Consider the following 22147-nt stretch of genomic DNA (forward strand, 5'->3'; position numbering starts at 1 on the left):
AGTTCTTTTTGTAATAAAATGAATGAGAATTATTTTTTTGAAAATGCTTTTTCAATTTCATCTTTCTTAATTGAAAAATGAGAAATATTATAAACCGCTTCTCCATTTTCAAAAATAAATAATTGAGGAGATTCATGTTTAATGGCTGTTTTCTCAGCAATATAATTAGACAATTCTCGGTCATCTTGAACTTGTAAAAAATATAATGGTACATTCTCATATGCAGATGCAAATGCTAAAAATTCAGTATAAGCTGCATGACTAATTGGGCATGTTGTACTATGCTTTAAAAATACAAATTTCTCTTCGTTGTTAATTAGTTCATCAAACTGTTGAATCGTTGATATTCGATTTACCATTTCGCTTTTTTCCCTCACGTCTCGTTTTGTACTTTTCCCATAAATCCATTGCTGTATTTCCCCAATTAGCCCATTGGGACATTTTTTCAGTGCTAACTTTTACGGTATTCGATACATTATTAGCAGTATCTCTTACTATTTCATTCATTTCTGAGATTGTAACTCCGACTTCTTCGACTGATTTAGCTAATACATCAAGGGATTTTGCTCGTTCACGCATATCTTTCGTAAGTTCATTCGAATTATTCACAAAAATTTTAGCCTCGTTTGCTAAATGATTCGAAGTATGTACTAATTGAACGGCTTCAACACAAACATTATGTAAATCTTTTTGTGTTTCAGCAATAGTAGACTCTACACCTCTAAATACCCTTTCTAGTCGGAATAAAGTACGACTAATAAATACTACTAAGATCACAAATGCAACTGCTGCAATTAATGCACTAATAGAAATTAAATCCATTCGAAAAAACCCCTTTCATTAATAGCCTTCCACAAATTTAATCACTTATTTCGTATTATACTACAAATTTTACCAAACACTAAACTTGTCGTAAAACAAGTTTTCAAATTCTTTAGTAAAAAAAGAATACTTTAGTAAACAAAATAGACTAAATAGTTTACAATAGGTATATAGTTATAATTATTGGAGGGAATTTTCAATGAAAGATCCACGTATTTCAAAATTAGCTAAAAACTTAATCAATTACTCTGTAAAATTGCAACCAGGAGAAAAAATCTTAATTGAAAACTTTAAGCTAGAAACAGAATTAGTTACAGCTTTAGTTAAAGAAGCTTATGCTGCTGGTGGTTTTCCATTCGTATCAATCAAGGATCATAAAGTAGATCGTGCATTATTAATGGGTGCTACTGAAGAACACTTTAATAAAATAGCGGAATATGAAGCAAATGTAATGAAAGATATGGACGCTTATATCGGTTTACGTTCAGGTGTTAATATTAATGAACTTTCTGATGTACCAGATGAAAAAACTAAGATCCATGGTAAAACTGTAGGTCAAAAAGTACATAGAGCAATCCGTGTTCCAAAAACAAAGTGGGTTGTACTACGTTACCCAACTGATTCAATGGCTCAATCAGCAAAAATGAGCACTGAAGCATTTGAAGATTTCTATTTTGATGTATGTAATTTAGATTACGGTAAAATGGACAAAGCAATGGATGCTCTTGTTGAATTAATGAACCGTACAGATAAAGTTCAAATTAAAGGTCCAGGAACTGATCTTACATTCTCAATTAAAGATATCCCAGCTATTAAATGTGCTGGTGAAATGAATATTCCAGATGGTGAAGTATTCACAGCGCCTGTTCGTAATTCAGTAAATGGTACACTTTCTTATAATACGCCATCTCCTAACAATGGATTTACTTTTGAAAATGTTCAACTTAAATTCAAAGATGGTAAAATTGTTGAAGCAACTGCTAATGACACTGAGCGTATCAACAAAATCTTTGATACAGATGAAGGTGCACGTTATATCGGTGAATTCGCAATTGGTGTAAACCCTTACATCTTACACCCAATGGGAGACATCTTATTCGATGAAAAAATCGACGGAAGCTTCCACTTTACACCAGGTCAAGCTTATGATGAAGCATACAACGGCAACAACTCAAACATCCACTGGGATATGGTTTGTATCCAACGCCCTGAATACGGTGGAGGAGAAATCTATTTCGATGACGTTTTAATCCGTAAAGATGGTCTTTTCGTAATCGAAGAATTAAAAGGTTTAAACCCTGAAAATTTAAAATAATTTTTAGAAAAAGAGAACACATATTTAGCTATGTGTTCTTTTTTAGAGTGTTGAAATATAAATTGGTCAAACGTATATGACTGAACCGTAAAAAATAAAAGACTGGGAGATTCCCAGTCTTCGTTTTGTTTTTATGCAGCCTTTTTCCCGTTAGTCAGTCTCTCAACTAACATACTTACAGATAAATCACCTGTTGCATTTAACATTGTTGCAGGTGGGTCAATAATCGTACTAATTGCAGCAAGAATTGGTAAAGATTCTACTGGTAAACCAAACAGAGAAAGAATTAACATTTCCCCGATCATTCCACCATTCGGAATTGCTCCCATTACCATACCAACTAGTAATGCAATACCAATTGTAACAAGATAAATATTCAAACCAGAGAAATTCATTCCAAATACACCAAAAGCAAAAGCAATTTTTACAACTCCACCTAGAACAGAACCATCTTTGTGAAGTGCACTAGCTAAAGGAATAACAGTCTCTCTAATATTTTTAGATACGCCCATTTTTTCTGCTGATTCAAAATTTGTTGGAATCGTTGCTGCACTGCTACAAGTTCCTAAAGAAGTTAACGTTGAAGGCAATACATTTTTCCAATAAATTTTAAATCCATAACTACCACCGGCCATATAAGCAATAATACTATAAACTATAAAATAAAATAGAATAGCAGTTACATAATATAAAACAAAAACTCGTTCATATGAACCTATTAATTCCTTACCGTATGTTGGAACAAGATAAGCAAAGTAAGCTCCAAGACCAACTGGTGCAAGATACATAATATAGTTAACCATATTCATGATGACTACATTAGCACTTGATAATAATTTTTTGACGATGTCTGCTTTATCGCCAGCTTTATTTGTAGCTAAACCAACTAATACGGCAAAAACGATGATTGCTAACATATTGCTTCTAGTAAATAAACCAGAGAAGTCATTAACCGTAAACGTATTTACAATTTGCTCTGCCACTGAAACTTTTTCAGCTGCATCCGGTTTAACAATTGGGATGTGAACCCCTAGTGCAGGTGGATACATTTTCATAACAACAAGCATGATGATCGCTGCAATAATACCAGTGAATAAAAATACCCCTGACATATTTCGCATAATCTTACCGAATTTTTCTCCCCCACCATTTGCAAAGCTTGAGGCTACAGAGAAAAACACAAGCGGTACAACTACTACGAATAATAAATTTAAAAATAAATCCCCTATTGGTTTAAGGGCCAATCCTACGCCTTCATTATTATAACCGATGACTGAACCTATGATGATACTACTTAGTAAAATCAAAGGGAAAGCGTAATTTCTAAATGAAAATTTCATAAGCTTCCTCCTAAAATAATTGCTATTTGTAGTATACCGAAAATTTTATAGTTTGTACTCCATTTTTTTATAAAACCTACATATTACTACATAAACATACAAAAAGAACACTTTGTAGTATCTACAAGTGTTCTTTTTGTATTAAAATTACGAAATACTTCCTATACCTTTTGTCCTTATACCAATCCTTTAATCCTACTTTTTCTAATCTTATTATCGTAAGACTTCATCAAAAGCAGCTGAAACTTTTTCAAACTCTTCTTCTGTTTCTATATCATAAAACTCGCCATCTTCTTCGACTTTTAGGAAGAAAACGTCAATATCCTCTTCACTCTCTTTTTCAACTTCTTCTAGTAAACCTACTGCTATGTATTCATGACCTTCAATCGTAATTGAGCCTAGTACTTCGTAATCTTGCTCGTCCCCTTCATCATAGCTAAGTGTAAGAATTTCGCCTACTTCAATCTTTTCCATAACTCTTTACCTCACTTATTTCAAATTCATTTTGCATAAAGACAAACCCTTATGTTCCCTTAGTGTAACAGAAAGATGCAAAACGTTAAATTGTAAACACACTTAAAGCATTTCTAAATCGTTCTACTTTTAAACCATCTATTTCTGGAGAATCAATTTTAGTAAAAAATTTTTTAAACAATTTCATGTATATTTTTACCAATGTTGTAATAAGATTTAGAACAACCAATTCTTATGTTTCTTTCAAGTTTATTAAGTTGGACAAGCTCAATGTCTTCAAATAGTAGAGAATTTCTATATTTAGGGAGGATTACTGAATGTCAAAATTAATAACGGGTCAAGAACAAATAGTAACTAGAAAAAAATCTGTTCATTTTAAATCATTCTTTCAACGTTTTACTAAAAACCAACTAATTGATGAAACGCCATCACAAATTTTACATAATGAGTTAAGAAGTTTACAAAAACTATTAGAGCTAAAAGAAATTAATTTTATTTATGCCGATCCTGAATACATTGATGTTGCTATTATGGAATTAGAAGCTATACGCACAAAATACAGTATTACTGTTAGACAATTAAAGGAACTACAATCTACTAGTGTTGTATGAAAAAAGAGATAAATAGCTTATTAGCTATTTATCTCTTTTTTCATGTTTCCTAATTATGAACTGACCTCATACTTCGTTTCATACGTCTTCACTTTTTTAAACACATTAATGAATATCGTTAAGCATGGAAGAAGCCATAAGAATATTGCATAAGGTAAATACTCATGTAACTTCATATTAATAACTGTACTACTCATGATTGCAAGAACATTCCAAGGGATCATCGCTGGAAATAATAGAGTTGTATCCGCCATTAAACGAGCCAATTCTTCTTTGTTATATTTATCTGACCAATGCGTTAAAAACGATCTTCCTGTTAAAATAATCGGCATTGTTTGGTTACCTGCTATTACACATATAATTGCGGTCGCACCAATTGTTTTCAAAGAATCAGATAACATTGAAGTTGAGGTTTGTAGCCATTTATCTAACATAGGCTGAATAATATTTAGCTCTTCTAATAACGCATTATAAATGCCTGCTACAGCAATAAACAATAACAAGCTATACATATGACTTAGCCCACCACCAAGTCCATTAATTCCATACCAAAAAGAATTCACAATTTTACTAAAAGAAATACCATTAAACAAAGCTATTAAACTCCCAGACAAAATACTTATAACATACGAATAAATAATATTGATTCGGAATAATACAAGTGCAACTAATAAGATTGGTGGAATAAATTGTATAAATGTTATGTCCTTACTACTGACGGCTGCATGATGAGCCCCAGTAATTCCTTTGGCAAATTGCAGGTCCATTATACTAAAAAATAAGACTGTAACGAGTACAGCAGTAATTGATGTAAAGAGCATCGCTTTACCTTGTTTTTTCACAGTTGTTTCAACAATACTAGCTAAAAGCTGATGTGCGCTTGAAAATGGTGACGTACGATCGCCAACAAATGCACCTGAAATAACCGCTCCCGCTGATATTTCCACCGGTATATGTAGTAATATAGCACTACTAATAAGAGGAATTCCTAAGGCACTTAATGTTCCAATCGACGAACCCAAAATCATTGAAAAAATCATCGTCGTTAAAAAACAAAACACAAAAAAATGATGTGGATTTATCGCCTGTAACGTAATCGAAACCATAGAAGTTATCGTTCCCGATAAATACCAAGATGGAAGTAAAAAACTAATTAAAAATAAGATTAAAAGTACAATTTTAACTTTTCCTATCCCAAGATAGCTTAACTTCATAATATTTCTAACTTCAGATCCTCTTTTCAAACTTAATACGATCAAAAAAATTAATCCTGGTAAAATTCCAAAAATAAGAGAGATATGTAATATGACGGAACAAATAATTCCAGTCAATGTTACTAATATTAGGAAACTTGCCTGTTTAACTGAATATTGGTCCATCAATGCGCCTTCTTTCAAGCAGATTTATTACACTAAAATGATTAAATATCATTCATTCATTATATAGGCTTTCAAATAATAATACACTTAATTTTTAATTAAAAAGCACTACTTCACTTTGAGAAGTAATGCATTTGTACTAATAAATAGTTGTATTTAACTGAAATGTAAATCTGTTCCATATTGTACTAATTTTAACTTTCGTGCGACTGCCTGCGATGCATAATTGTCCCATGAGGTACTATACAAAGCAGTTCGTCCTTGGCTTTGAATGTCCGCTGCCCATGCATTGGAAACGATGAGACCATACTCTTTTCCACGAAAATCCTCGAGTGTATATACGCTTGCCTCAGCAGCTTCAGCTGATTGTCTGGCACTACAGCAAATCGATACAGCTATGTCATTTTCAATAATAGCATAACAAGGTTCTTTAAATTCTAGCTCCTCAAATGTATAAGGAAAATTTGGTAATAAATATTGTTTATTTGCCTGGGTAATTTTTATTGCTTTCGATGACGCTTTGGCTACTGATTGAAATACATAGGCAGGACCCATCCATAAACGATCTATCTGATGAGTTTTACTTAAAATCTGCATGATATTTACTATTGATATACTAGAGTTAATGTCTAAAGCTTTCTCTAATTCAATTAGCTCCTCTTTTTTAAGACACTCTGAAAACCTTTTTATATTTCCCATTTTGGTGCTTCCTAAATAAAATCGTGGTGCTTTTGTATATGGTGGTTCATTTATTTGTGTTAACTTACCAACTTCATTCTGTTTAAATAATACGTTAATATGCATTTCCATTAACTCTAACTCTGTTTTCAAAAGGACTCCCCCTTGCTACAAACAAATGGCCAATTCAACGGTTAAAAAATTCATCAAGCCGGTACTACCTTTATAGTAGATCAACATTTTATTGGAAATTGATTTGGAGATTCCTACTAAATGCATCACCTACTAACATCTTTTCAAGTTATATTTGAAATGCCATCTCCTTAACGTAAACAGCATTTCCAGTAATTTCAATGTCATAAGTCGAATTTACTTTTTTTACATGTACTTTCACACGTCCGTCTTTCTGAATTTCAGTTCCTTGTTCAATAACTAATTCAATTGCGTCGTTAACATCTTTTTGAATATATTTAGCATAATAAGCTCCCAAAACCCCAGAGGCAGTACCTGTTACTGGATCTTCAATCGTTCCCGAAAATGCCGAAGAAAAATGGCGAGCATGAATATTTGCATTTGAATCGTATGTTTCTAAGCAGAAAGGATGAACAGACGCTTTTGGAATTTCGGTTAAAATACTTGGAAAAAGTAGATTATTAGGTTTCATTTTCTCGAATGAAGATAATTTTTTTACCGGTAAAAGTAAATTCCAGGCACCTGTACTCCCATAAAGAGTTGGTAGACTTTTATCGATTTCCTCTACACTAAGACCAATCGAGGAAGCTACTTCATCAATCGAGCCTTTAAACTCTACAAATTCTGGTGTTTTTTGCTTCATCGTTATGTAGATTTCATTATTCGAATGATGAATCTTGATTGGCAAAATCCCAGCCTTTGTTTCAATTGTTAACTCACTTGTGAACTCAAGTAACCCTCTAGTGACCAATGCATATATGACTGCCATTGTTCCGTGACCACATAAATCCATTTCATGACCTGGTGTAAAATAACGAATTTGATAATCAGCAACTTTCGAATTTAATAAAAATGAAGTTTCATTAAATCCAACTTGTTTCGCGACATCCTGCATTTCATAATCAGTCAAAAAATCGCAATCTAAAACGACACCAGCTGGATTACCTTTATTGGGCTCTTTACTAAAAGCATCGTAATGATATACGGTAATATTTTTCATTTTTCTCACCTCATTTAGTTTTTATATTTTATTCTCCACTAACTAATCAAACACGTACTAGTTTTATGAGATTGTTAGAGTAGTAATGATTATTAATTATCTAATAATTTTATATTAATAAGTAGATCAAATAAATCGTTTACATATAAAGCTTTTTTGTCGAAATTAAAAATGAATAAGAGTAAAGGCATTCTTAAGAAGAAAGTTAAATATATTCAATTATCAAAGCTTTAGGAGGATAAGAAATGTCAAATTGGAAGTCTGCATTGTTTGAGTTACAAAAAACAGATATGTCCTTTTCAACATTTAAAGAAGTAAGAGCTGAACACTTAGACTTTAATAACGTAAGCTTGGCGAATTCAAAATTTACAAATGCAAATATGAGTAATCTCGTATTATATGACGTAAATTTATTTGGAACCCGAATTTCAGATGTTAATTTATCAAATACAAAAATAACAAATGGTCATTTAAGAGACTTAGAAATTGATCATGTTCATTTAGCTGGTACTAGCTTCCGCAATATTGTCATTCCGGAAGATCTAAATCTAGACGATCCCTCTAATTCTATTAAATTTGAAAAATGCAATTTAACAAATAGTCAGTTCACGGACTGTGATTTAAGTCATGTTGAAATGAATAATTGCAATTTATCAGGACTGAAAATTAATGGCATTTTAATCGAGGACTTGTTAAAAAGTTATAGTGAACGAAAATAATTTCTCTTATTGATTTTTTCTCATGAGTAACATATACATTTCAACATAGAAAAAAAGAATCTATTATCAGATTCTTTTTCTTATTTATATAGTCATTACTTAATGGTCGTCCAGTACAACATTCCTATTTCCAGTTCCTGTTAACTGTGCTTCGAATGCGTCAATTATATGCAAAAATCGATCTGCTTCTCTAAATACATGGTCTGCTAGTAGTGGGTGAATGATACTTTTAATTCTACAAGCTTCTATTAGGTCTCTGGCTGTTTTCTTAAAGTCTCTAAGTGATTTTACTGATACTCGATTTTCATCAAGGAATTGGTCAAGGATCGGAACTGTTTCTGATTGTGGTCTCATTGATTCTAAATCGACGGCTTGATATAAAAGTTGATCAAAATCATGGCTAAATTCCCTTGCCTGATCAACTAGTTTTCTTTCTGACGGATCTAATAAATGTCCGATAAATTTTGCATGGTCTGCCATAATTCTTAAAAAGAACACATTTTCCTGGATAATTGCAGCAGGTAGTGGTTGGAGTTGACCATTATTTAATTCAGTTAAGCGATTTGCAAAATAGGCTGCTTCTCGACTTGTATGGTCAACTAATAAAGGAAAGTTATTGCCAGTTATTTTACAAGTTAGGAGTAGATTAAGGATTTTCCGCTTATATGCCCAAATCATAGACGCTGCTTGGTGAACCTCATTGTTAAACTGTTTAATTTGCTGGGGATCCGTTTGAAGCGAAAATGATTGTGCTTTATTTCCAATAGCTTCAAAGATCTGGTAAAACTGATCTGCTTCCTGAATTAATTCAGTATCATCACAACTAAAGCCCAATTTAAGAAAAAGGGAATGCTCTTTCATTATTCTCGACCAAAACTGAATTTCATCTAAGGACCGTGCTATAAATGCATCCGACAATCGGACCCCTCCTAACATAATTCATTTCACTCTCTAATATATTGATGAAAAAATGAATTATTACAGATACATCTTTATCAGTAAAGTTATCTATCAGACAACTAAAATTGAAAAAATAAAAAGCATTACTTCAAAAGAAGTAATGCTAGGATATAATAAAATTATGATTTCAAAACATCGTGATCAACATACTGTTTCCCATCTAATTGGCTAATAACCTTAATCGCAACTTTTACTCACACCTGCTGTAATAATGGTATGAACTTTTTTTCCTCAACCCCGCTGCCCATATAGTACTGTCATTATTATCGTCACCTTATTAATCCCTGCATCAATAGATTTTTAAATTAATTAAATCCCGGGAAATTTGAGAGATCAGAATAATTGATCCATAAAAGTACAAACGCCATTATACCTAATAATAATATTGTAAAAGTTTGTTTAAACGAATCTTTAACACGGATATGTGCAAGTATTCCACCAATTGCTACAACTCCTAATAATAAACCACCCGCTGGAACCCAACTTTCTTCCCAAAACCCAATAATCAATGATACTGCTCCAACCAATTCAACTAATCCAGTAATTACTCTAAACCATTGTGCTAATTTCAAATGATTAAAACTTTCAACACTTGTTTTTGAACCAAAAACTTTACCTAACCCAGCAATTAAAAACATAAGAGCTAATAAAATTTGCAAGATAATTGATAAAATATCCATTTTTTATCACCCCTTTACTAATATATATGCAATTGAAAAAAGCACATATTACTATAAAAGGAACGATTCAACAACAAATTTATAAATTCGTAAAACCATTATTTTAAAAGTCCAAAATGTTCCTTCGCTAATTCCCTATATCTCTTTTCATCAATATCCTCTTTCGATACTACACCGTTACTCCATTGGGTAAAAGAAGTATTCGTTAACGTTTTATTTCCCTCATTTGTCAGTTGAGTCATTAAAGGATTTTTATTAAATGGAGATTCCTCGTGCTTTGCAATAATTGTTTGAATCTCATTAAATTCTGACACATCTGAAATCACGTCGCGTGAATCAAATGCATATCCAATTCTCCAATCGGGATCTTTATGTTTTAGTTTTAACATCAATACATAATCCCCGAATTCTGTGTCCTCTTTTTTTATTCGAAACTCACCATTACTAGACGTTATCTTCTCACCTGTAAAGGGAACTGCTTTTAATGGAAGATTCGCTCCAAATCCTGTATCAATTAAGTATGTTTCTCCATTTTCTGTTAATAGGATAGTGACATGTGTTCTTCCAAACGTAGGATATTTTTGAGCTATCTGATCATAAACCACTCCTCTTGCTACCCTCACTTTAAACCCATTTTCAAGAAGAAATAAATAAAGTAAAGAATTCAATTCATAACAGAGACCACCTTCATTTTTTACTAGTAATTTACTAATTAAATTTTCTTTGGTGATCTCATTCGTTTTATTTCCTATAATACAAAGATTTTCAAAAGGTATATTTTTTGCTGTTTTTTCAAGAACATCATTTAAATTATGAAAATTAATCACTTCATTATCTTTTAATCCGATTCTTTTTCGAAACAATAAATTAAGTTCACTCATTACCGATTCCTCCTACCTCATCAAACCTTTAAATTAATCATAACATTTAAGTTTATAAGCTAAAAAAAATAAGCTGCAAAAGCAACTTCATGTGGTCAAAAATCTCTTATAATCTTTTTTCAAAGTAATATTGATTATACCCTTTTGGATGATTCTCAATTACTCCAAATACTTTAAAACCATGCTTCTTATAAAATTTTGGTGCTTGAAAACTAAACGTATCTACTTTAATAAGGCGACATCCATTTTCGATTGCAAATTCTTCCATTTTATTGATTAGCTGACTACCAAATCCTTCATGTCTATACTCCTCTGCCACCCATAAGAAGTCGATTGATAAATGGTGCCAATACATCCTTCCTGTAATTCCACCTACTATTTCCTCTTGATCATTTCTAACAACAAAACTTATATTTTCTGACGGTGCTTTCCTCTCATTAAGAAGTATATTAGCATTAAATTCAATTACTTTTTTTCTAATAAAATCACTATCTTCCTGTACCCATTGTTTTACTATTTTCATTTTTTCTCCCACTATTCTATTCGACTTAATTACTATTAAATTCTCTAAATAAACCTATAATCCTTTTTGATATTAAAACAAAAAAACCTTCAAAAATATGAAGGTTTTATTTTAATCATATGGTATAATCTTCCAAAAGGGAGTGAAATGAATATGCATAATGTGTTTTTTCCTCTATTATCAATTATACCAATTTTGTTTTACTTAGCACCTTTAGTTTTTATAATTTGGTTTCTTTTAAAATTCCTTAAAATTCAACAAGAGAAGAATCAAATTCTTAAAAGTATTTCAGATAAATTAGATCACTTTAATAATAATCATTCAGACACTTGAAAGAGCTTATGTCTCTTTCTTTTTTTATTTTTGGGTCTGTTATAAAAGATTGTTGATTTTCTTATACAAGTAAATGGCAGGTTAGTTGAACAAGAAAGGGAATACAATTTCCTTTATAGAATATAGTTTTTGATTAATAATCATTACATAAGGCGGGAATTAAATGAACATTAGAAAGATCAAACTAGATGATGCAGAAAACTTTGTAGAACTAATTAAAGAAGTTGAAAAACAGGCTGATTTCATGCTTTATGGGGCTGGAGAAAGAAATATAACGGGCGAGAAACAACGTAAACAGTTAGAAGTTATTGAGAAATCACCTACTTCAACTATATTTGTTGCTGAAGATACTTCTGGAATATTAGTCGGGTATGCGTTTGCGATTGGAAATAGTGCTCCAAGAAAAAAACACTCAGTCTACCTTGCAATTGGAATCTTAGAAGAATACACAGGTAAAGGTATTGGTACTAAATTATTTCAAAGCATAGAGGAATGGGCAATTAATCTGGACATTTCCAGATTGGAACTAACCGTTGTAAAGCAAAATGAAGCAGGTGTAGGCTTATACAAAAAGATGGGTTATGAAATAGAAGGAACAAAAAGAAATTCCTTAATAATAGATGATAAAAGCTTTGATGAGTATTATATGGCTAAATTATTATAATGAGTTCTTATGCAACTAAAGCAGTGCGTTAGTTCAATAGCATGGCTAAAATAGTTATAAAATTTATTAGTGTATTACATCTAGAAACTGAGGATAACGCAATGTATGAATTCGAACATGAGATAAAGAGAAAAGAAAAAATATTTAAGACGTACGTAATTTTATTTAGTGTTAGTGCATTAATAAATTTAGTTTTATTTTTTATGGATAGAGAACTTCTTCGTGGAACAAGTAATCTTTTAATCTATTTCATTGTTATGAGGCTTTGGTTTACGTAAAAAAGCCTGGGCTGTATGGATAATAAAGTTCATGGTCTGGTTACATATTATTTACTTCATTATTATTATAATAGCTAAGGCAATTGAATTAATGAATTAAATTTCTTATTGAACTAACTGTTGTTTTAGTTGCATAAGAAAAAACAAAGACCACAATTTTTTTTGTGGTCTTATTTTTTATTTAAAAATGAACAATTTACTTTAACAAAGCCTATTTTTTAGAGATTGGGATCCAAATTTCGCTCTTAAACGTTGGTGATGTGATGTCTTTGTGTTCATTCCATAGTATTTCGGGACCTTCTACTTGTTGGTAATTAGAAGACGGAAACCATTCTGAATATATTCGTCCCCACACTTCTTGCAATGCATCTGGGAATTTTCCAATTGCTTCAAATACTGCCCATGTAGAGGCAGGGACTTCAAGTTGAATGAATTCATTTGGACAGTCATTTGTAGTGGCAACACCAATATAATGATCAAGCTCTCCTTTTTCTTCCATTCTACCTTCAGAAAAATTTGTTGAAGCACTTATTATGCCAAGAGGTTCAACATTGGAGAGTTCTTTTAGTTTCGTTATTTTTTCCATCGTTAAAGTTTTCCACATGGATGCAATTTCCGGATTAACTCCATTAAAAATAATTGGCACTCTCTTTTTTATCCCTACAATTCGAAATGCTTCTTTTTCTTCAATACGGTAGTTCATTTCATTTCCCCCTTTAATTGATAATTGGAAGGTCATTCGTGGAAATGCTTTAAGCGAATTGCCGTTATTTCTAGCTTCTGACGGAGTAATTCCATGTAAGTTTTGAAAGGCTCTCGTAAAGGAATCCGGGGAATTGTATCCGTATTTTAAAGCAATATCAATTATTTTCTTGTTATGATCTTTAAGTTCAAACGCTGCAATAGTAAGACGGCGGCGACGTATATACTCTGAAAGAGAAATTCCAGCAAGAAACGAAAACATTCTTTTAAAGTGATACTCAGAACAAAAAGCCCGTTTAGATAGCTCTTTATAATCAATCTCATCTGTCAAATTTTCTTCAATATATACTAGCGCCTCATTCATATTCTTCAACAAATCCATTTGATGACCTCCTTCATCAATAGAATAACAAGAACGAATTAAACCAATCCGACATTTCATGCTAAGTTATGTAGGGTACTATTTGTGAAAGGGAGCCACATTAAGTAGCTCCCAAAAATTATAACGTTTTACATTCAATTTCATATTAACTTTAACATAAACACGTATTTCGCACCTAAATATCTAGCTATCATTCATTAAAAAATTGGGCACCAATTAAGGTGCCCAAATTTTTAATGCGTTTGTTTTCTTCCATTTATAAATGAACATAAAACTAATACAACTAACATACCTAAGCATACAAAAATACTTAACCTGTTCTGTTCACTGAATGCAAATGCTATACAACTCACACTTAATGCAATTACTGTAAAAGATGTTACGTACGGAAATCCCCATACTTTATAATGCGGCATCTTAGTATAAGTTTTTCGAAGTTTAATTTGTGCTAAACAAATACTGATCCATACTAATGATACTGTAAATCCTGGGATTGCCATTAAATAACCAAAAACGCGATCTGGTGAAAAATAAGCTACAAAAGTGCCCCCAATTAAAATAATTGCACTTACAATAACCGTATAAATAGGTACACCATTTTTAGAAATTTTTGCAAAAACCTTTGGCGCTTCTCCTTCAGTTGCTAATGAATACATCATACGTGTACAGCCGTAAATACCTGAATTTGCTGCAGATAATACCGCCGTAATTAATACAAAGTTCATAATATGAGCTGAACCTTGAAAACCTACTGTTGATAAAACTTGAACAAATGGACTTTCTTGATTACCAATTTCATTCCATGGAATTAATCCGCAAATAATTAAAATCGGAAGCGTGTAGAATAAAACAATTCTCCAAATAACCCCTTTTATTACTTTTGGTATTACCTTTTCTGCGTCTTTTGTTTCTGTTAAAGTCAATCCAATTAGCTCTGAACCACCGTAAGAAAAAATAACGATTAATAAAGCTGAAAATACGCCTGACCAGCCGTGTGGGAAGAAACCTTTATGCTGAACATAATTTTGTACATAATCGGTATGATCACTTGGAATAATGCCAAATAATATTCCAGCGCCTAACGCAATAAATAAAACAATCATTGTAATTTTAATTCCTGCAAACCAGAACTCTATTTCACCATATCGTTTTACATTCATAAAATTAACAGCCACAATAAAAATTGCACTAATAAAACTTAAAGACCATAAAGACATTGAAGGAAACCAATATTGTAGAAAGCTACCAGCTGCGATTACTTCAATAACACAAACAACTAACCACATAAAACAGTATAACCAGCCAATGACGAAAGAAACTCTTGTACCAAACGCTTTACGAATAAATCCTTTCATATTCAAACCTGGAAATGCAATTGCCATTTCTGCAATTGCACTCATTACAACAAGAAGTAATAATCCCGCAAACAAATATGAAAAAATAACTGCAGGTCCTGCAATCGATACAGTTTCTGATGTTCCTTTAAAAATACCTGTACCAATTGCACCACCAAGTGCCATGAAACGGATATGTCTAGGTAGTAAATTTTTTTGTAATTCCATTTTCTATCTCCTCTTCCTAACTTATAATTTTATAAAAAAAATCGCCCCTGCCACTAACGACAGGGACGATTTACACCGTGGTACCACCCTAATTGCAGAATTAATCTGCCACTTGTTTTATTTAACGATCGATGACCGTCTTTTTCAAATTAAATGTCGACCTTCACTTCGAAAAAGATGCTCCAAGATTGAAATTCATGCTTGTTTTTGTACTGGTTCACACCATCCACCAGCTCTCTTAAACAGTGAAACAAACATTACTGTATTCCCTTCATTGCATTTCCTATATTCAATTTTAAACTAATAAAAAAGTCCCTACTGATTGTATCAGTAGGGACGAATTATTCGCGGTACCACCCTAGTTGCAGAAATATTCTGCCTCTTAAAATTTGATAACGATCATAATTGACCGTTTTCCCCTCAGTAAAGATTACACTTTACTTCGAAAAAAATAGCTCCAGGACCGAAATTCATCCTTATCTTTGTACTGATTTCCACCAACCATCAGCTCTCTATTACATTGAGATAAGCATTACTTAAATTCCCTTCATTGCTTAAAACTATATTAATCTAACATAAGTAGATTGTTTCTTTTTTTAATATGTTTTGTATTATAGAGGTTATTTCATAATTCTGTCAACATCTATTTATTATATTTAGTTTTACTACTTTACAAAATACTAGTTTAAATAGTTTGTGAGCTATGAAATTAATATAATATAATTAAGAAAAATGGAGAGGGGTACATCATGCTAAACATTCGAAATGTGAGATTAGAAGATTTATCTGAACTTGTAGAAATTGAAAATCTTTGTTTTTCAAAAGAAGAGGCGGCAACAAAACAGGCATTCGAAAAACGCATTAAATTAATTCCCGATAGTTTTTTTGTAGCTGAGGAAGATGGTAAATTAGTTGGTTTAGTTAACGGTCCTGTTATAAATGAGGCTTTCATTACAGATGATTTATTTAGCGAAATTAAAAAAAATCCATCTACAGGTGGTCATCAAAGTATCTTAGGCATAGCAGTTTCTCCACAAAATCAAAATAAAGGAATCGCATCTAAATTACTTTCTCATATTGAAAAAGTTTCAAAAGAAAATAATCGTGATTCAATCACTCTTACATGTAAAGAAAACTTAATTCGTTTTTACGAAAATCATGGCTTCATCAATAACGGTATTTCTAGCTCAACACACGGTGGAGTAAAATGGTATAACATGATTAAAAAACTGTAATAAGGCTTTAGCTTATTACAGTTTTTTGTGTCTGCCACTAAACCTCTATTCACCTTACTATTTCAATAAAAAATAGTCACAAAATGCAACTCTTGTAAATTAAGAATTTATTCCGACAGTCTTTTCTTGCTCATGCAATATTTCTCCCTTCATTCTTCTTTCCAATGCAGGCGTAATTCGAACAAATATAAGAATACCGATTACACCTAAACTTGTTAAAAAGAAGGATGTCGCGAAATTGGATAAGTATGCACTTAGTGAAACCGTTATTGAACAGATAAACATCGCTAAATTAAATGTTAAACCTGCAACCGCCATATAGGAACTCCTTGTTTCTTCTGCTGGTAAGTTAGCCATATAGTTTTGTTGAACTGGTACTCTTAATACTTCAGCAACTGTTGCTATGAACATTGCAATAAATAATAGCCAAATAGAGTTACTATATGAAATTACTGCATATCCTCCAACAAATGCAACACAACTCCAAATTAACGTTTTTCGATCATCCAACTTCCCTACTATTTTAGAAGCGAAAAGTGCCATTACTACTACAAGTATCGTATTTTCTGTACGCAGGAAACCATTCATCTCGATTCCACCAAATGTCCAGTCCAATAAATGTTGTGTGTGGAAATCATTTGCTAATCGAATACTGATATAATTTGTTAATTGGAATTCCATTGAAAGCACTAGCAAACCTGCCAGTACATAAAGAATAAAAAGCTTATCTTGAAAAACGTCACGATAATTTGAAATCATTTTTTGAGCGTGATGAGCAATCTTCTTTGTTTCCGTCTTTTCCGTAACTAAGCTTTCTTCAACAAAAAATGCAATTAAGATCCATGTAACAAGTGAAGCAACTGAGAGAGCTAATAATAATTCAAATAAATATGATTTAAATAAAAATCCTCCAAGCATACCACCAATTGCAATCGATAAATTGTTTGACCAATACATGATTGAGTACATTAGCTTTCGTTCCTCTGGCTTACTCACATCTATTAACATTGCCTGATTTGCTGGCCCTGCTAATCCCCAACAAATACTATTTAAAGACATCATAAAGAATGTAATAAGAGGGGATGAAAACCAAGGTGAATTACAAAGCATCATCGTAGTAAACGCTAGTAAGCGAATCGTTTCAGCAAATACAATCGTCTTTTTCCGACCAAACTGATCCGAAAAATACCCTCCAAAAAAGTTCATAATAATTCCGATAAATACATTAACAAGCAAAAGTAATCCTGCTTGTTTTACCCCAAAGTGCTTAGATAAATAAATCGCCATAAAAGGAAAAATCATACTTCCAATTGACGAACTTAAGAACGATTCAAGTAATCGAATTTTAATATTTTTATGAAATTTTAGTATCCCCACGCTCTTTCTACCTCTCTTTATCTGTTAAATAATCCCCTTCGTTTTACCCTACTATTAGATAAACCTAACATTTGCATGAAAATTCCCCCTTTTTAAATTTTTCACTAAATTAGCATAGCAGTTATTTTCAATTATGCCAATATCATTACTAATACTTTTTCCCTATATAAATGAGAAAAATTGGAATATCAAAAATAAACCAAATTTACTTGCTAAAAAAAATGTATGGTATTTTTTGGTAGGTCTCCTAGTCCATAAAAAATAACAGTATCACTATTTTCGCACCACATTTCTTTTTTCTTTGGGCCTTTGAAGTAAAATATTAAGATTCCAAATTCTTTCACACGTTGATTATTTTTCCAATTAATTTTTAGTAAAAAATAACTAATTTTACTTACGGAATGAACTACTTATTGAAACGAAACTGCAATTAGACTATTATCTAATTAGATAAATATAAAAGTAGGTGTGTATTAATTGCAAATAAGTAAAATTGTAGATTTCCATAAAGCTTTAGGTGATCTTACCCGTGTACGCATTATTGCTTTACTTCAGCAAGGACATTTAAGTGGACAAGAAATTGCCAATAAATTAAATCTTAAACCCCCAACGATTACCCATCATATGTCAAAGCTTAGAGAAGTTGGCCTAATAAAAGAGCGCCGAGAAAAAAACACCATCTATTTCTCTTTAAATACTAAAATTTTAGAAATGAGTGCGAAAGCAATTTTCACAGTGGGAACAGGAGGAGATTCTAATATGGAAATGTCAGTTACTGAAAGTGAACGCTCAAGCATTATCAATAACTTCTTTACAAAAGAAGGTAAACTTAAAATTTATCCCGCTCAGCGAAAGAAAAAACTTGTCGTTTTAGCGCATATGATTAAAGGCTTAGAATTTGGTAGAATTTATCAAGAAAATGAAATCAATGAATATTTGAAGGAATTTCATGAAGATTACGCTACATTGAGACGTGAGCTCATTATGTGTCAATATATGTATCGTGAAAATAATCAGTATGAATTAAATCCAGTTGAATTATGGTGGTTGAAATAACTAGAAAAAAAGAAAAAGAGATACTTTAAAAATATCTCTTTTTCTAAAATTATTATTTACTTGGATTTGTAGAAATATATTTCTTAACTACTTCCATTACATACTCTTGACAAGCAGTAGCTGTAGTTGGATCATATTTTCCGCCATTTGTTTTATTGTTTGATAGTACACGAATTCCTAAGAAAGCTACATTATATGCTTGAGAAATTTGAGCTGCAGCAGCGCCTTCCATTTCTTCTACTGAAGTTCCATATTTAGTATGGAACCATTTAATGCGATCAACTTCATTGTTCCAAACGTCCGCAGATCCGATCGTACCTTCTACAACTTTACCTTTAGTGTATTTATTTTTCACCGCATTTGCAGCTGCTAATAAATCTTTATTACCTTCGTAGAAACGTGGTTTTTCAGCATTTGGATCTTCACCCGCACTACCTTCTGAAGCCATTAAATCCATTGGTTTCCAGATTGTTGGGTCAATTCCTTCGTTTTCCTCTTTAGAAGCTGTTTTTAATGAACCAATATTCGTTGTATTTTTACCTAAAACGATATCAAAAACATTTAAATTTGGATCATGGCCACCAGATGTACCTTGGTTAATAATTGCGATTGGTTTATATTTTTCAATTGCAATCGCTGTAGCAGCAGCAGTATTTTCCATACCTTTACCTGTTTTTGCTACAATCACTGGATAATTATTTAAAGTACCTTTGTAAAATACGAAACTACCTGATTTTTCAATTTTTACATTTTTTAACTTACTAGCAAACTTTTCAGCCTCAATTGGCATTGGTCCTTCAATAATGATTGGTTTAAGATGTTTCGTTTTTGCTTCTGCAGTGTTCGATTTAAAGTTATAACCTACAGATACAGAGATTAATAGTGCAGAAATAATTCCTACTAAACCGTATTTTTTTAACAATTTCTTTTCCCCCTAGATGATATTTACACTCGATGTTTGTCAAAAAAAATGGTCTAGAACAAGTAGAACAATCTCTACCTTCTAGACCACGAAAGTTAAAGTATAGATCAGCAATAAATAAAATTTAATGCTAACCATCATGATTGGTTACAAAAAATGAAACCAATTATACTTTAACCCGTAGTCTAGTTCTTTCATTGGGAACCAGGTAGAAACGCTCAGACCATATTACTGAGCATATACGAGTAATGTTTAAGAATGATTACACTGCTAATATATCATCTCCGAAATATATTTTCAACACAAAACATGAACTTTTTTTGAAAAAACAATAATAACGTTCGTGTTTTATAGGAGGTAATCGGTTTAATTTGAATAAATAGTTAAAAAACAAATGTATTTACTATCTTTCGCTATAACAACCGAAACATATTTTTCATAATAATACTTTCCCATCTACAAAAAGCCAAAACAGACCCATGCATACAAAATTTATGATCGAGTAACTGGAATAAGAATAAACCTCGAAGCAGCCCGTTATGAGGAACTTATTTTCTTTTTCTTGCTATATTACTTCCTCATGAACACCTTATGTGGAACATTTTTTCTTTTTTTTGCTGTTTTTACTTCCTCATGAACCTCTCATGCGGAACATTTTTTCTTTTTTTTGCTGTTTTACTTCCTCATGAACCTCTTATGCGGAACATTTTTTCTTCTTTTTGCTGTTTTACTTCCTCATGAACCTCTCATGCGGAACATTTTTTCTTCTTTTTGCTGTTTTACTTCCTCATGAACCTCTCATGCGGAACATTTTTTCTTCTTTTTGCTGTTTTACTTCCTCATGAACCTCTCACGCGGAACATTTTTTCTTCTTTTTGCTGTTTTACTTCCTCATGAACCTCTCATGCGGAACATTTTTTCTTCTTTTTGCTATATTACTTCCTCATGAACCTCTTTTACGGGATATTTCATCATCTTTTGCTTGATTTACTCTCTCACAATCCACTTTTGAGTATCCAATTCTTATTTACAAAGTCCAATTAATAAGTAATCCAGCATGGGTTAATCCACCACCAAAACCATATAGTAAAACCTTATCTCCATCTTTAAGTTTACCTTCCTTAACTCCCTTAACTAAAGATAATGGGATCGTGGCTGATGATGTATTTCCGCAATCAACTAAGCTATATAATGTTTTATCGATTGGAAACTTACTTCTTTCACAAATCGATTCGATCATTCTTAAGTTAGCACTGTGAGGAACAAACCAATCAACTTCAGTTAATGAAGTTGCTCCATTATCTAGAACAGCTTGCATACCTTTTGGCACAGTTGTAACAGCCCATTTGTATACCTCTCGACCATTTTGGACTATATAATTGCTATTTGAAATTTCCTCTTCAAACATTTGATTCGATAAATGCGAACAGTATAAATGCTTCCCTTTTTCTCCTTCTGATCCTAAATGAGAAGAAATGAAACTAGGTTGTATTTCATCGTACTCTACTAAAGCTGCTCCGGCTCCATCACCAAATAAAATACATGTTGTTCGATCTTCGAAATCTGTAATTTTAGATAATGTTTCTGCACCTACAACTAAAATTTTTCGATTTAAACCTGCTGTTATTAATCCATTTGCTATATACAAACCATAAGTAAATCCAGCACAAGCAGCGTTTAAATCAATTGCCCCCGCATTTTTTATCCCTAACTTTGCTTGAACGATTGAAGCGACACTTGGGGTTTTAAAATCAGGTGTTAAAGTACAAACGATAATCATATCAACATCTTCAACATTCTTGTTGTATTTATCCATCAAATCCTTTATTGCCTTAAAGCTTAGGTCACTTGTATATTCATTTGTATTTGCAATTCGTCTCTCTTTTATGCCAGTTCGCTTTACAATCCATTCATCATTTGTTTCAACTATTTTTTCTAAATCCTTATTTGTTAATACTTTTTCTGGTACATATGAACCTATTGCAGTGATACGTGCTTTCGAATTTTGCATTATGGTCACCTCAGTCATATTTTTTTATTTCTTCCCAATATTATAACACCA

The 22147-nt window shown here is 32.0% G+C and carries 22 protein-coding genes, 2 pseudogenes, 1 riboswitch and 2 other annotated features; of the genes and pseudogenes, 7 read left to right on the top strand and 17 right to left on the bottom strand.

Features of this window, described 5'->3' with window-relative positions; genetic code table 11:
• Window positions 1-29: 29 nt before the first annotated feature.
• Together ytxJ and ACSBO6_RS17175 are read right to left on the bottom strand one after the other, a co-directional pair.
• Window positions 30-359, bottom strand: a complete 330-nt coding sequence (gene ytxJ / locus ACSBO6_RS17170) for a bacillithiol system redox-active protein YtxJ (RefSeq protein WP_098847570.1) — start codon at window positions 357-359, stop codon at window positions 30-32.
• The gene (locus ACSBO6_RS17175) at window positions 325-822 is read right to left on the bottom strand and encodes a DUF948 domain-containing protein (protein ID WP_098847567.1); all 498 of its coding nucleotides are present in this window, start codon (window positions 820-822) and stop codon (window positions 325-327) included. The genes ytxJ and ACSBO6_RS17175 overlap by 35 nt, the downstream gene beginning before the upstream one ends.
• Window positions 823-1021: 199 nt before the next feature.
• Here ACSBO6_RS17175 and ACSBO6_RS17180 point away from each other — a divergent pair, with 199 nt between their 5' ends.
• Entirely contained in the window at window positions 1022-2137 is a 1116-nt protein-coding gene (locus tag ACSBO6_RS17180; protein WP_098847564.1) for an aminopeptidase, read from the top strand.
• A 131-nt stretch (window positions 2138-2268) separates the two neighbouring features.
• Here ACSBO6_RS17180 and ACSBO6_RS17185 read toward each other — a convergent pair whose 3' ends face one another.
• Together ACSBO6_RS17185 and ACSBO6_RS17190 are read right to left on the bottom strand one after the other, a co-directional pair.
• A complete protein-coding gene (locus ACSBO6_RS17185) occupies window positions 2269-3477 on the bottom strand; it encodes a dicarboxylate/amino acid:cation symporter (protein ID WP_098847562.1) in 1209 nt (402 codons plus the stop codon).
• A 213-nt stretch (window positions 3478-3690) separates the two neighbouring features.
• Complete coding sequence (locus tag ACSBO6_RS17190) at window positions 3691-3951, bottom strand: DUF1292 domain-containing protein (RefSeq protein ID WP_098847560.1); 261 nt, start codon at window positions 3949-3951, stop codon at window positions 3691-3693.
• Between the two features lie 317 nt (window positions 3952-4268).
• Here ACSBO6_RS17190 and ACSBO6_RS17195 point away from each other — a divergent pair, with 317 nt between their 5' ends.
• Window positions 4269-4562: a hypothetical protein gene (locus ACSBO6_RS17195; RefSeq protein ID WP_498843714.1), complete on the top strand. Its 294-nt coding sequence runs from the start codon at window positions 4269-4271 to the stop codon at window positions 4560-4562.
• Window positions 4563-4615: 53 nt separating this feature from the next.
• On the opposite strand, the gene ACSBO6_RS17200 is transcribed toward ACSBO6_RS17195, so the two are convergent.
• The 3 genes from ACSBO6_RS17200 to ACSBO6_RS17210 form a co-directional block, all read right to left on the bottom strand.
• Window positions 4616-5941 carry a Na+/H+ antiporter NhaC family protein gene (locus tag ACSBO6_RS17200; protein WP_498843715.1) on the bottom strand — a complete coding sequence of 442 codons (1326 nt, stop codon included), beginning with the start codon at window positions 5939-5941 and terminating at the stop codon, window positions 4616-4618.
• A 156-nt stretch (window positions 5942-6097) separates the two neighbouring features.
• Window positions 6098-6772, bottom strand: coding sequence for a GNAT family N-acetyltransferase (locus tag ACSBO6_RS17205; RefSeq protein ID WP_098847552.1), 675 nt, complete (start codon window positions 6770-6772; stop codon window positions 6098-6100).
• 148 nt (window positions 6773-6920) lie between these two features.
• Window positions 6921-7811: a PhzF family phenazine biosynthesis protein gene (locus tag ACSBO6_RS17210; RefSeq protein WP_098847549.1), complete on the bottom strand. Its 891-nt coding sequence runs from the start codon at window positions 7809-7811 to the stop codon at window positions 6921-6923.
• 245 nt (window positions 7812-8056) lie between these two features.
• On the opposite strand from ACSBO6_RS17210, the gene ACSBO6_RS17215 reads away from it, so the two are divergent.
• On the top strand, window positions 8057-8530 hold the full coding sequence (locus tag ACSBO6_RS17215) for a pentapeptide repeat-containing protein (protein ID WP_498843716.1): 474 nt from the start codon (window positions 8057-8059) through the stop codon (window positions 8528-8530).
• 99 nt (window positions 8531-8629) lie between these two features.
• Here the strand turns inward: ACSBO6_RS17215 and ACSBO6_RS17220 are convergent, their stop codons facing one another.
• Window positions 8630-9448, bottom strand: coding sequence for a DUF2935 domain-containing protein (locus ACSBO6_RS17220; protein WP_286138427.1), 819 nt, complete (start codon window positions 9446-9448; stop codon window positions 8630-8632).
• Window positions 9449-9500: 52 nt separating this feature from the next.
• On the opposite strand from ACSBO6_RS17220, the gene ACSBO6_RS17225 reads away from it, so the two are divergent.
• Window positions 9501-9662 carry a hypothetical protein gene (locus tag ACSBO6_RS17225; RefSeq protein ID WP_180232995.1) on the top strand — a complete coding sequence of 54 codons (162 nt, stop codon included), beginning with the start codon at window positions 9501-9503 and terminating at the stop codon, window positions 9660-9662.
• Here the strand turns inward: ACSBO6_RS17225 and ACSBO6_RS17230 are convergent.
• The 4 genes and pseudogenes from ACSBO6_RS17230 to ACSBO6_RS17245 all read right to left on the bottom strand — a co-directional run.
• A pseudogene (locus tag ACSBO6_RS17230) lies at window positions 9610-9721 on the bottom strand (pyridine nucleotide-disulfide oxidoreductase); the annotation flags it as partial. The gene ACSBO6_RS17225 and the pseudogene ACSBO6_RS17230 sit on opposite strands and share 53 nt — an antisense overlap.
• Before the next feature lie 74 nt (window positions 9722-9795).
• The gene (locus ACSBO6_RS17235; protein WP_498843717.1) at window positions 9796-10170 is read right to left on the bottom strand and encodes a DoxX family protein; all 375 of its coding nucleotides are present in this window, start codon (window positions 10168-10170) and stop codon (window positions 9796-9798) included.
• Between the two features lie 98 nt (window positions 10171-10268).
• Window positions 10269-11051 (bottom strand): arylamine N-acetyltransferase family protein, encoded by a 783-nt coding sequence (locus ACSBO6_RS17240; protein ID WP_498843718.1) that lies wholly within the window; start codon window positions 11049-11051, stop codon window positions 10269-10271.
• Window positions 11052-11157: 106 nt separating this feature from the next.
• A complete protein-coding gene (locus tag ACSBO6_RS17245) occupies window positions 11158-11574 on the bottom strand; it encodes a GNAT family N-acetyltransferase (RefSeq protein ID WP_498843719.1) in 417 nt (138 codons plus the stop codon).
• 496 nt (window positions 11575-12070) lie between these two features.
• On the opposite strand from ACSBO6_RS17245, the gene ACSBO6_RS17250 reads away from it, so the two are divergent.
• A complete protein-coding gene (locus ACSBO6_RS17250) occupies window positions 12071-12571 on the top strand; it encodes a GNAT family N-acetyltransferase (protein ID WP_098847530.1) in 501 nt (166 codons plus the stop codon).
• Window positions 12572-13060: 489 nt separating this feature from the next.
• On the opposite strand, the gene ACSBO6_RS17255 is transcribed toward ACSBO6_RS17250, so the two are convergent.
• A complete protein-coding gene (locus ACSBO6_RS17255; RefSeq protein ID WP_098847527.1) occupies window positions 13061-13933 on the bottom strand; it encodes an AraC family transcriptional regulator in 873 nt (290 codons plus the stop codon).
• 233 nt (window positions 13934-14166) lie between these two features.
• The gene (locus ACSBO6_RS17260) at window positions 14167-15495 is read right to left on the bottom strand and encodes an amino acid permease (RefSeq protein WP_098847524.1); all 1329 of its coding nucleotides are present in this window, start codon (window positions 15493-15495) and stop codon (window positions 14167-14169) included.
• 58 nt (window positions 15496-15553) lie between these two features.
• Window positions 15554-15779, bottom strand: a binding site (T-box leader).
• Between the two features lie 45 nt (window positions 15780-15824).
• Window positions 15825-16055 (bottom strand) — a binding site (T-box leader).
• Window positions 16056-16244: 189 nt separating this feature from the next.
• Here ACSBO6_RS17260 and ACSBO6_RS17265 point away from each other — a divergent pair.
• Entirely contained in the window at window positions 16245-16730 is a 486-nt protein-coding gene (locus ACSBO6_RS17265) for a GNAT family N-acetyltransferase (protein WP_098847522.1), read from the top strand.
• A 99-nt stretch (window positions 16731-16829) separates the two neighbouring features.
• On the opposite strand, the gene ACSBO6_RS17270 is transcribed toward ACSBO6_RS17265, so the two are convergent.
• Window positions 16830-18107 (bottom strand): MDR family MFS transporter, encoded by a 1278-nt coding sequence (locus ACSBO6_RS17270; protein WP_098847519.1) that lies wholly within the window; start codon window positions 18105-18107, stop codon window positions 16830-16832.
• Window positions 18108-18584: 477 nt separating this feature from the next.
• Here ACSBO6_RS17270 and ACSBO6_RS17275 point away from each other — a divergent pair, with 477 nt between their 5' ends.
• The gene (locus ACSBO6_RS17275) at window positions 18585-19163 is read left to right on the top strand and encodes a DUF2087 domain-containing protein (RefSeq protein ID WP_498843720.1); all 579 of its coding nucleotides are present in this window, start codon (window positions 18585-18587) and stop codon (window positions 19161-19163) included.
• A 52-nt stretch (window positions 19164-19215) separates the two neighbouring features.
• On the opposite strand, the pseudogene ACSBO6_RS17280 reads toward ACSBO6_RS17275, so the two are convergent.
• Window positions 19216-19974, bottom strand: a pseudogene (locus ACSBO6_RS17280) (5'-methylthioadenosine/S-adenosylhomocysteine nucleosidase); the annotation flags it as partial.
• A gap of 272 nt (window positions 19975-20246) precedes the next feature.
• Window positions 20247-20350, bottom strand: a riboswitch (purine riboswitch).
• A gap of 762 nt (window positions 20351-21112) precedes the next feature.
• On the bottom strand, window positions 21113-22096 hold the full coding sequence (locus ACSBO6_RS17285) for a ketoacyl-ACP synthase III (RefSeq protein ID WP_180232994.1): 984 nt from the start codon (window positions 22094-22096) through the stop codon (window positions 21113-21115).
• Window positions 22097-22147: the final 51 nt, after the last annotated feature.

Origin of the sequence: Bacillus sp. AL-1R (assembly GCF_052180195.1) — a bacterium.
Lineage (GTDB): Bacteria > Bacillota > Bacilli > Bacillales > Bacillaceae_G > Gottfriedia.